Annotated in this window: 8 protein-coding genes; 2 read left to right on the top strand and 6 right to left on the bottom strand. The window is 62.5% G+C overall.

What is annotated here, in order from left to right:
* Positions 1–285 precede the first annotated feature (285 nt).
* Both ppx and NKH02_RS26230 read right to left on the bottom strand, forming a co-directional pair.
* Complete coding sequence (gene ppx / locus NKH02_RS26235) at positions 286–1821, bottom strand: exopolyphosphatase (protein ID WP_352882619.1); 1536 nt, start codon at positions 1819–1821, stop codon at positions 286–288.
* Complete coding sequence (locus NKH02_RS26230; protein WP_352882617.1) at positions 1821–4022, bottom strand: RNA degradosome polyphosphate kinase; 2202 nt, start codon at positions 4020–4022, stop codon at positions 1821–1823. Before NKH02_RS26230 ends, ppx begins: the two co-directional genes overlap by 1 nt.
* 244 nt (positions 4023–4266) lie before the next feature.
* On the opposite strand from NKH02_RS26230, the gene NKH02_RS26225 reads away from it, so the two are divergent.
* Both NKH02_RS26225 and NKH02_RS26220 read left to right on the top strand, forming a co-directional pair.
* Positions 4267–4512, top strand: coding sequence for a zinc-finger domain-containing protein (locus NKH02_RS26225; RefSeq protein WP_023761953.1), 246 nt, complete (start codon positions 4267–4269; stop codon positions 4510–4512).
* A gap of 19 nt (positions 4513–4531) precedes the next feature.
* The gene (locus tag NKH02_RS26220; protein ID WP_352882616.1) at positions 4532–5773 is read left to right on the top strand and encodes an FAD-dependent monooxygenase; all 1242 of its coding nucleotides are present in this window, start codon (positions 4532–4534) and stop codon (positions 5771–5773) included.
* A 96-nt stretch (positions 5774–5869) separates the two neighbouring features.
* Here NKH02_RS26220 and NKH02_RS26215 read toward each other — a convergent pair whose 3' ends face one another.
* From NKH02_RS26215 to NKH02_RS26200, 4 genes are all read right to left on the bottom strand, one after another.
* Positions 5870–6541 (bottom strand): TIGR02117 family protein, encoded by a 672-nt coding sequence (locus NKH02_RS26215; RefSeq protein WP_352882615.1) that lies wholly within the window; start codon positions 6539–6541, stop codon positions 5870–5872.
* 117 nt (positions 6542–6658) lie between these two features.
* Positions 6659–7408 (bottom strand): amino acid ABC transporter ATP-binding protein, encoded by a 750-nt coding sequence (locus NKH02_RS26210; protein ID WP_031260969.1) that lies wholly within the window; start codon positions 7406–7408, stop codon positions 6659–6661.
* Between the two features lie 78 nt (positions 7409–7486).
* Positions 7487–8644: an amino acid ABC transporter permease gene (locus tag NKH02_RS26205; RefSeq protein ID WP_352867976.1), complete on the bottom strand. Its 1158-nt coding sequence runs from the start codon at positions 8642–8644 to the stop codon at positions 7487–7489.
* Between the two features lie 9 nt (positions 8645–8653).
* The gene (locus NKH02_RS26200) at positions 8654–9841 is read right to left on the bottom strand and encodes an amino acid ABC transporter permease (RefSeq protein ID WP_352867977.1); all 1188 of its coding nucleotides are present in this window, start codon (positions 9839–9841) and stop codon (positions 8654–8656) included.
* Positions 9842–9891: the final 50 nt, after the last annotated feature.

Raw genomic sequence — 9891 nt, 5'->3', positions numbered from 1 at the left:
TCACCATCGTGCCATGGCCGCTCGCCCCTCAGAGCAAGCGCCGTTCTCTCTCCAAAACTTTTTGCAGAACCTTCAGGACACTATCCGCGAGCCTTTTGCCGCCAAACGCTGTTCCAAGGAGGCTCCCTTCCTTTCCCTCCGAAGGGGGGAAAGGTGGCGCTGCGAAGCAGCGACGGATTGGGGGAAGCCGGTCCACAAACGCGAGTCCGCCGACGAGTGAGCACGTCCGGGCAGGTCTGATACCCGCTTGAGTCAGATAAGACACGGTCTGCTATCAGGCAGCGCCTATTTCACCGACACGCTCGGACCGCCCTCGACGGCCAGCACCAGCCGGCGGTTGGTAATCCTTGCCAGTTGCGCCAGGCGCCCGGCCGGCCGCTCGCCATAGAGATCGGCCAGCGATGCCGGCAAGACCAGCGCCAGCACGCCATTGCCGCGCTGTTCCCATTTCAGCCTGGGCATGATGCCTGGCATCGACGCCGTCAGCAGGTAGACGACGCGCATCATCGCCGCGAGCGCGCGAGCGCGCTCCAGATAACGCGGCGGAGCCAGCGCCTTGATTTCGGGTGCGATGGCTTCGTTGAAGATGCCGTCGTGACGGTAGGCGTTGGCCATTGCCAGGAAGGCGCGACCGGGGTGGTCGACGCCGAAGAAGGACGCGTGCGCGATGATGTTGAGCGATTGCTTGCCGCGATATTCGGGATGCGCGCGCCAGCCGATGTCGGCAAGCAATGCGGCCGCGTGGCGGTAGCGCGCCTCGTCCTCGGTCTCGTCGATGCCGAAGGCGGCAAAAGTCCTGGCGGTCCAGTCGACAAGTTCATGCGCATGTTCGACGGAGCGTGAGCGCAGGCGGGCGAGTTCCTCGGCGGCCGAAATCAACGGATCGGCCTTCTGCTCGGCCTCGTCGAGCAGTGAATAGAGAAAGCCTTCGCGGACGCCGAGCGCCGAGACGATGATCTTCGACGGCTGCATCGCCGCCATGATCTCCTGCAGCACGATGGCGCCATAAGGCAGCAGAGAACGGCGGTTCTTGGAAACGCCTTCGATCCCCTTGACCTTCTCGATCTCGGCCTTGGCCACCTGCTTGAGGAAATTCGACGCGCTTTCGGCTGATATCTCGTAATGGTGCATGACGCCAAGCGGATAATTGGTCATTTCCATGTGCAGGCGGGCGAGATTTCGCCAGGTGCCGCCGACAGCGTAGAAGGGCCTGCCCTGCCCGCCTTTCAAGAGCTTAGCCTTCGCGAGTTCGTCACGCGCGATCTTGGCCGCCTGGGGCAGCGAGTTCTTCGCCATGTCCTGCAGGCGCAGGCCGCCCAGCGGCAGCGTTATGCCGTCACCGATTGCTTCGCCGTTGACATCAACCAGTTCGAGGCTGCCGCCGCCCAGATCGCCGGCGATGCCATTGGCCGGATGGAAGCCGGAAATGACGCCAAGCGCCGAATAATAGGCTTCCTGACGGCCGCTGATCACACGGATCTCGGTCTTGAGGACATCTTCGGCGCGGTGGATAAAATCGGGACCGTTGATAGCCTCGCGGGCGGCGGCGGTGGCCAGCACATACATCTGTTCGGCGCCGGCCTGGTCGGAGAGCGCGCGAAAGCGGCGGAACTCTTCCATCGAGCGCGTCACCGCCTCGGGGTCGAGCTTGCCGGTCGAAACGATGCCTCGACCGAGACCGGCCAGCATCTTTTCGTTGAACAGCATGGTCGGCGAGCGCGACAGCCCCTCATAAACGACCAGACGGATCGAATTCGATCCGATGTCGATGATGGACAGCGGTCGACGGTCCTGCAACCGGCCTTGGGAATTAGACAGCATCAGCCGGACGCTGCGGCGTTCTTCTTGCGTCGCTTGAACTGCGCGATGCGCTTGGGCGCGTGCGACTTCAGCGCGTCGCCCCGTCCCGACAGGCTCGGATTGGTCATGAAATATTCCTGCGCGTTGAACGGTTCCTCGCCCTCCTCCAGCACCACGCGCCGGGAGGTTCCATCAGCCAATACGTCGAAACTTTGCTGATTGTCCATGATGTTGCCAAGCATGATCTGGCCGAGGATCTGTTCATGCACAGTTGGATTGGTGATCGGCACCATGGTCTCGACACGGCGGTCGAGATTGCGCGGCATGAGGTCCGCCGAGGAGATGTAGATGATCGCCCCGTCCGATGGCAGGCCGTGACCATTGCCGAAGCAATAGATGCGGCTGTGCTCGAGAAACCGCCCGACGATCGATTTTACACGAATGTTTTCCGAAAGGCCCGGAACCTGGGGCCGCAGGCAGCAGATGCCGCGCACGACAAGGTCGATCTCGACGCCGGCGCGGCTGGCATCATAGAGCGCGTCGATGACGATCGGGTCGACGAGCGCGTTCATCTTCATCCAGATGCGCGCCGGCTTGCCGTCCACGGCATAGGCAATCTCATCGGCAATGTGCTTCAGGATGCGGCTTCTCAGCGTGAACGGCGAGATCGCCAGACGCATTTCATCCGTCGGCTCGGCATAGCCGGTGATGAAATTGAAGAGCTGGGCGACGTCGCGTGCAATCGTCGGATCGGTGGTGAAGAAGGACAGGTCGGTGTAGATGCGCGCGGTGACCGGATGGTAGTTGCCGGTGCCGAGGTGCACGTAGTTGCGCAATTTGCCGTCCTCGCGCCGCACCACCAGCGACATCTTCGCATGTGTCTTCAGTTCGAGAAACCCGAACACGACCTGCACGCCGGCACGCTCCAGGTCGCGCGCCCAGCGGATGTTGGCTTCCTCGTCGAAGCGCGCCTTAAGTTCGACCAGCGCCGTGACCGACTTGCCGGCCTCGGCCGCGTCGACCAGCGCGCGCACGATCGGGCTGTCATTGGAGGTGCGGTAAAGCGTCTGCTTGATCGCCACCACTTCCGGGTCGGCCATCGCCTGGCGCAGGAACTGCACCACCACATCGAAGGATTCATAGGGATGATGAACGACGATGTCCTTCTCGCGGATGGCGGCGAAACAGTCGCCGCCATGCTCGCGAATGCGTTCGGGAAAGCGCGGATTGTAGGGCGTGAATTTGAGATCGTCGCGGGGAACGGCGACGATTTCGGAGATCTGGCTGAGCGCCAGTGGACCGGTGAGCACGCTGATGCGGCTCGACGAGACACCAAGCTCGCCGGCGACGAAATCGCGCAGTTCGCCAGGCATCAGCCTGTCGAATTCGATGCGGATGACCGAGCCGCGGCGGCGCCGCTTCAGCGCCGTCTCGAACAGGCGCACGAGATCTTCCGACTCTTCCTCGACCTCGATATCGCTGTCGCGGATGATGCGGAACGTGCCTGAGCCCTTGACCTCATAGCCAGGGAAGAGCTTTCCGATGTACAGGCCGACCGCCTCTTCCAGCGGGATGAAGCGGACATGGCGTTTGCGGTCCGGCAGACGGATGAAGCGCTTGAGCGCCACCGGAAGGCGCAGCAGCGCGCTCATCTCTTCGCCGTTCTTGCGATGACGCAATTGCAGCGCCATCGAGAAGCCGAGATTGGGGATGAACGGGAAAGGGTGCGCCGGGTCGATCGACAGCGGGGTCAGCACCGGAAACACCTGCTCCTGGAAATGGTCTTCCAGCCAGATTTTCTCGTCCTTGGTGAGCGCGTCGCGGGTGATGGTCTCGATGCCCTCCTTGTTGAGCAGCACGGTGAGCGCTGACAGGCTCTTCTGCTGGTCTTCCTGCAGCCGCTCGACCTCGCGCAGCAGCTGTTCCAGCTGCTGTTCGGGAGTGCGCCCGTCAGGGCTTTTCAGCACGATGCCTTCGCGCACCTGGCCGGCGAGGCCGGCGACGCGCACCATGAAGAACTCGTCGAGATTGGCGGCCGAGATCGACAGGAAGCGGACACGCTCCAGCAGCGGATGATTGAGGTTCAGCGATTCTTCGAGAACGCGCCGGTTGAACTGCAGCCAGGAAAACTCGCGATTGACGAAACGATCGGGATTGCCGCCTTCGGGACTTGCCGCCTCGACGTTGGTGAATTCGCTCTGCACCGGCTTCAGTTCGTTCATATTCCCGCTCTTCCACACCGTCTGCCGCCAGAGTGCCGCGCGTCGTTCAGGACGCGCAAAGGACGCTCTGCCACTCCAAGGCCACGCATGATCCGTTCCGAAAACCGAAGTCGGTTTTCCGGGCCATGCATTAACCGGCTTAACTTATCCTCTGACAGGCTTTTGCGACAGTTTCATTTCATCGAACTTGCAAAGAGGCCTGTTATGATCCAGATGCAGAAGAGACTGCGTTAAGGAGACGACGATGGCAGGCGGTTCCATTCCCCATTTCCAGAACGATGCGGGCTACCCGGCTATCGACATCGGCGTCAAGGAATTCATGTGCACGGGCGCCAACCCGCCTTTCGATCACCCGCACGTGTTTCTCGACATGGGCGACGACAATGAAAAAGTTTGCCCCTATTGCTCGACGCTCTACCGCTATTCGCCCAAGCTGAAGGCGACGGAGACGCTGCCGGCCGGCTGCATCTATATCGACCAGGCCGCCTGATTCTTTCGCGACAAGCTCGATGAACGACATACGTTCCCGGCAAGTCCTCATCGCCGGGGCGGGCGTCGCCGGGCTGACCGCAGCGGTTGCTTTCGCCAAACGCGGCTATTCCGTGCGGGTGTTCGAACAGGCGCAGCGCCTGGAGGCGGTAGGCGCCGGCCTCCAGCTTTCTCCCAACGCGACGCGCATCCTTGGCCAGCTTGGCGTGCTCGATCGTCTGCTGCCGGCAGCGGTGCGGCCGGAAGCCGTGGTCTTGAAGGACGCCGCGACCCTCCGTGAACTGGCACGCGTACCGCTCGGACAGGTCGCCGAGGCCCGCTGGCAGGCACCCTATCTCGTCGCCCACAGGGCCGATCTGCAGAGTGCGCTGATGGCGCGTGCCAACGAGATCGCCGAGATCGCGATCGTCACTGGCGCCCACATCGACAGCGTTGCCACGGGCACCCATGGCATCACCGCGACGGCCGAGATCAACGGCAAGACCATCACGGCCGAGGGGTTCCTGCTGGTCGGCGCCGATGGCGTCTGGTCATCGGTGCGCGGGCTTGTCGATTCGGCCAAGGGGCCGGCCTCGCCAAGAAGCCGCTTTTCCGGCGAACTGGCCTGGCGCACGACCATTGCCGCGCAGAGTGCCGCAGGGCAGGCTTTCGCGGCGATCGGCGCTCCGGACTGCGTCACCACCTTCCTGCACCCGGGCTTCCATATGGTCGCCTATCCCGTCAGCAAGGGTGACGCATTCAATCTCGTCGCCTTCACCAAGGGCGAGCGCATTGCCGAAGGCTGGTCCGGCCATGCCGATCCCGGCATCCTCGCCGGCGCGGTGCGCGGCGCCGCGCCTGGCCTTGCAAGACTGGTGGAAGTGGCCGGCCCGTGGCTGACCTGGCCGCTCCATACGGTCGACCAGAAGCGACCCTGGACAACGCCGGACGGCATCGCACTGATCGGCGACGCCGCACATGCGATGACCCCGTTCGCGGCGCAAGGCGCGGCCATGGCCATCGAGGATGCGGCGACACTTGCCGGTATCATTGCCGACTCCCCTGCCCATCCGGCACGAAGCCTGCAAATCTGGGAGAACCTGCGGCGGCCGCGCGTCGCCAGGGTCGCACGCCGAGGCGCCATCAACCGCCTTGCCTGGCATGCCGCGGGCCCGGTCGCGATCGCGCGAAATCTGTTCCTGAAAATGCGCTCGCCGGAAAAGCTCGCGGCGGATTTGGACTGGCTCTACGGCTGGCAGCCGCAGAAGATCATTCGACGTTGAACGTGCCGGGACCGCTAGCTAAAAGCACCAATCGGTTGGCAGGACAGAGGGGGGTGTGAAGGAACGCGACGCTTGCCAATTCGCGGAATGCCCCCGCTAATTATACAGCCGCATCGACAGGCCAAGCGATACAGGCAGCGGATTCCACCAGCCGGTGCGCAGGCCGGCGGTGCGCAAGGCGGCCGCCGTCCAGGTGTTGCAGCCGACCAGTGCATTGAAATGGCCGTTGGCTTCGTAAAAGCCGTCGAACCTGGAATAGGCCGCGTCCGAAACAAGGATCGGACCCTTCGGCCCCCGCTGGAAACTCGCATCGATGAAATCGAGCAGCGCCACGAAGCGCACCTCGCCGATATCGAAGCCGGCAATGCCGGGACGATCTTCGACGATGTCGCCGGAGACATCGACATGCATGACCGACGCGTCGAGGGTCAGTGCCTTCATCACCGGCACCGCCTTCAACTCAGACCATGTCGGCGTCGCCAGATAGAAGGCGCGGCCGCCCCAGCCGAAGACGATGTAGCGGACCTCAGGGGCATCCGCCGGTATGCCGGCGTCGGCCAGGAAATGGAAACGCTGGCGCACGGCATCGTTGACCGGAATGGCAATGTCCGTGTGGATCGGGTTCTTCAGCACCAGGATGCGGTGCGTGTTGGCGGGTGCTGCCGCGACGGCCGGCCGCCACAGCGGGCGCGGCACGAGAGCGCCCATCGTCACAGCGAGCGCAATGACGATCAACAGAAGACCTAGAAAACGTCCCAGCCTTTTCATGAATGGCGGCCCCTGCAAACGCGTCCGGCGCAACACATCTGCCCACCTCCTGGCGGTCCATACGAAAAAAGCCCGGCCAAGGTTTCGGCCGGGCTTCTTCCGTCTGTGGAAAAACAATCAGTGCAGGATCTGCGACAGGAACAGCTTCGTGCGCTCGTGGCGCGGGTGGTCGAAGAACTCGGCCGGCGTGTTCTGCTCGACGATCTGGCCCTGGTCCATGAAGATAACGCGGTTGGCGACCTTGCGGGCAAAGCCCATCTCGTGGGTGACGCACAGCATGGTCATGCCTTCTTCGGCAAGGCCAACCATCGTCTCCAGCACCTCCTTGATCATTTCCGGGTCGAGCGCCGAAGTCGGCTCATCGAACAGCATGATGCGCGGGTTCATGCACAGCGAGCGGGCGATCGCCACACGCTGCTGCTGGCCGCCGGACAGCTGGCCGGGATATTTGTGGGCCTGTTCCGGGATCTTGACGCGCTTGAGGAAATGCATGGCGATTTCCTCGGCCTGCTTCTTCGGCGTCTTGCGCACCCAGATCGGCGCCAGCGTGCAGTTCTCGAGGATGGTCAGATGCGGGAACAGGTTGAAGTGCTGGAACACCATGCCCACCTCGCGGCGGACCTCGTCGATCTTCTTGAGATCGTTGGTCAGTTCCTTGCCGTCGACGATGATCTTGCCCTTCTGGTGCTCTTCCAGACGGTTGATGCAGCGGATCATCGTCGATTTGCCGGAGCCCGAAGGGCCGCAGATGACGATACGCTCGCCGCGCATCACTTTCAGATTGATGTCCTTCAGCACATGGAATTCGCCATACCATTTGTGCATGGCGATGATGTCGATGGCGACATCGGTGGTGGAAATCTGCATCTTGGCGGCGTTGACCTTGATCTCTTCCGCGCTAACGGCATTTTCGGTGGCCATGACAGGGTCCCCTTGTTCTTTTGTTTAGCGTTTGTGGCCGGTGTCGAGCCGACGTTCGGTGAACATTGAATAGCGCGACATGCCGAAGCAGAACAGCCAGAAGACGAAGGCCGCGAAGATCAGGCCAGATCTGGCCGTCTGCGCCGTTGCCCAGTTTGGGTCGGAGAAGTTCTGCTTCACAATGCCGAGCAGGTCGAACATCGAGATGATGATGACCAGGCTGGTGTCCTTGAACATGCCGATAAAGGTGTTGACGATGCCCGGGATCACCAATTTCAGTGCCTGCGGCATGATGATGAAATACATCTTCTGCCAATAGCCGAGGCCGAGCGAATCCGCACCTTCATACTGTCCCTTGGGGATCGCCTGCAGTCCGCCGCGCACCACTTCGGCCATATAGGCGGCGGCAAACAGCGACACGCCGATCAAAGCGCGCAGGAACTTGTCGAACGAGACGCCGGCCGGCAGGAACAGCGGCAGCATGACGCTGGCGAAGAACAGCACGGTGATCAGCGGGATGCCGCGCACCGTCTCGATGAAAACGACGCACAGCGTCTTGATAATCGGCATCTTGGAACGGCGGCCGAGCGCCAGCACGATGCCCAGCGGCAGCGACACGGCAATGCCGACGAAGGACAGGCTGAGCGTCACCAGCAGCCCGCCCCACAGCGAGGTTTCGACATGCGGCAGGCCGAACATGCCGCCGACCAGCAGGATGAAGGCGACGATCGGCAGTGCAAAGAACAGCAGAATGGCATTCAGGCCCTTGCGCGGCACCTTCGGGATAAGCATCGGCACCAGCAGCGCCACGAACAGGATGGCGACCAGGATCGGACGCCAGCGCTCCTCGATCGGATAACGCCCGAGCATGAACTGGCCGAATTTGGCATTGACAAAAGCCCAGCAGGCGCCGGTCCAGCCCTCCGGCTGGACGCCGCCTTGCGTCACGGTGGCGCATACGGTCCGGTCCGGCCCGGTCCACACAGCGTTGATGAACGCCCAGTTGATGATTTGCGGCAGGATCATCGCCACCAGGGCGATGCCGACGATGGTCATAATGGTGTCGCCGGTGGAAGCGATCAGGTTCTTGCGCACCCACGCGCCGAAACCCGTGACGCCGGCAGGCGCTGGCTGCGCCAGCGCCATTTCGCTGCGCACCCAGGACATATCATGTTCTTGCATGTCCTTACCTCACCTCTCCACCAGCGCCATCTTGGCGTTGAACCAGTTCATCACAACCGAGGTCAGAAGGCTGATGGCCAGATAGATCACCATCATGATCACCACGCCCTCGACCGCCTGGCCGGTCTGGTTCAGCACCGTGCCGGCGGTCGCCGTCAGGTCCGGGTAGCCGATGGCGATGGCGAGCGACGAGTTCTTGGTCAGGTTGAGATACTGGCTGGTCAGCGGCGGAATGACGATGCGCATGGCCTGCGGCACGACGACCAGCCGCAGGATCGATCCGGGCCGCAACCCCAACGCACCGGCAGCTTCCGTCTGGCCCGTGCTGACACCCCTGATGCCGGCGCGTACGATCTCGGCAATGAAGGCGGCGGTATAGCAGGACAGCGCCAGATACAGCGACAGGAACTCCGGCCTGACCTGGAAGCCGCCGGTCAGGTTGAAGGTCGATTGCTTCGGGTAATCGAAACTCAAGGGGAAGCCGCTCAGCGCATAGGCGAGCAGCGGCAGCCCGACGATCACCGCGGCGGACGTCCAAAACACCGGAAATTGCTGGCCGGTCGCCATCTGCCGCTGCCGCGCCTTGCGCGCGACGAACCACGCCATGGCGATGCCGACAAGCAGAGCGACGAAGATCAGCCACGAGCCGTCGCCCCAGACGGCGCGTGGAAAATAGAAGCCGCGCTGGTTGAGGAAGGAGCCGAACGGCAAATTGATGCTCTCGCGCGGCGGCGGCAACACGGCAAGCACGCCGGAATACCAGAAGAAGATGACCAGCAGCGGCGGGATGTTGCGGAACACCTCGACATAGACCGTGCAGATCTTCCTGATCAGCCAGTTTTGCGAAAGCCGGCCGATGCCGACAATGAAGCCGATGATTGTCGCGGTGATTATGCCGACGACGGCGACGATCACGGTGTTGAGGAAACCAACCAGGATGGCACGGCCATAGGTCGAATCCGATGAATAGGCGATGGCGCTTTCGCTTATGTCGAAGCCGGCGCGGCCCTTGAGGAAGCCGAAGCCCGACGCGATGTGCAGCCGGGTCAGATTGTCGATGACGTTGTGGGCAATCCACCAGACGCCAGCCACCAGCACGACGACGACCACCGCCTGGAAGAATACGCCCCGGACCCTCGGATCGTTGATGAAGGAACCGCGGCTGGGCTCCTCGCGAAGAACTTCCTGCGATGCCATTCGACCGTCCCCTGGAAAGAGAAACCGGGAAGCAGACGACCTGCCTCCCG

It is taken from the genome of Mesorhizobium sp. M1396 (assembly GCF_040317725.1).
In the GTDB taxonomy this organism is placed as follows: Bacteria; Pseudomonadota; Alphaproteobacteria; order Rhizobiales; family Rhizobiaceae; genus Mesorhizobium.
This window is presented reverse-complemented; position numbering and strand designations above follow the sequence as displayed.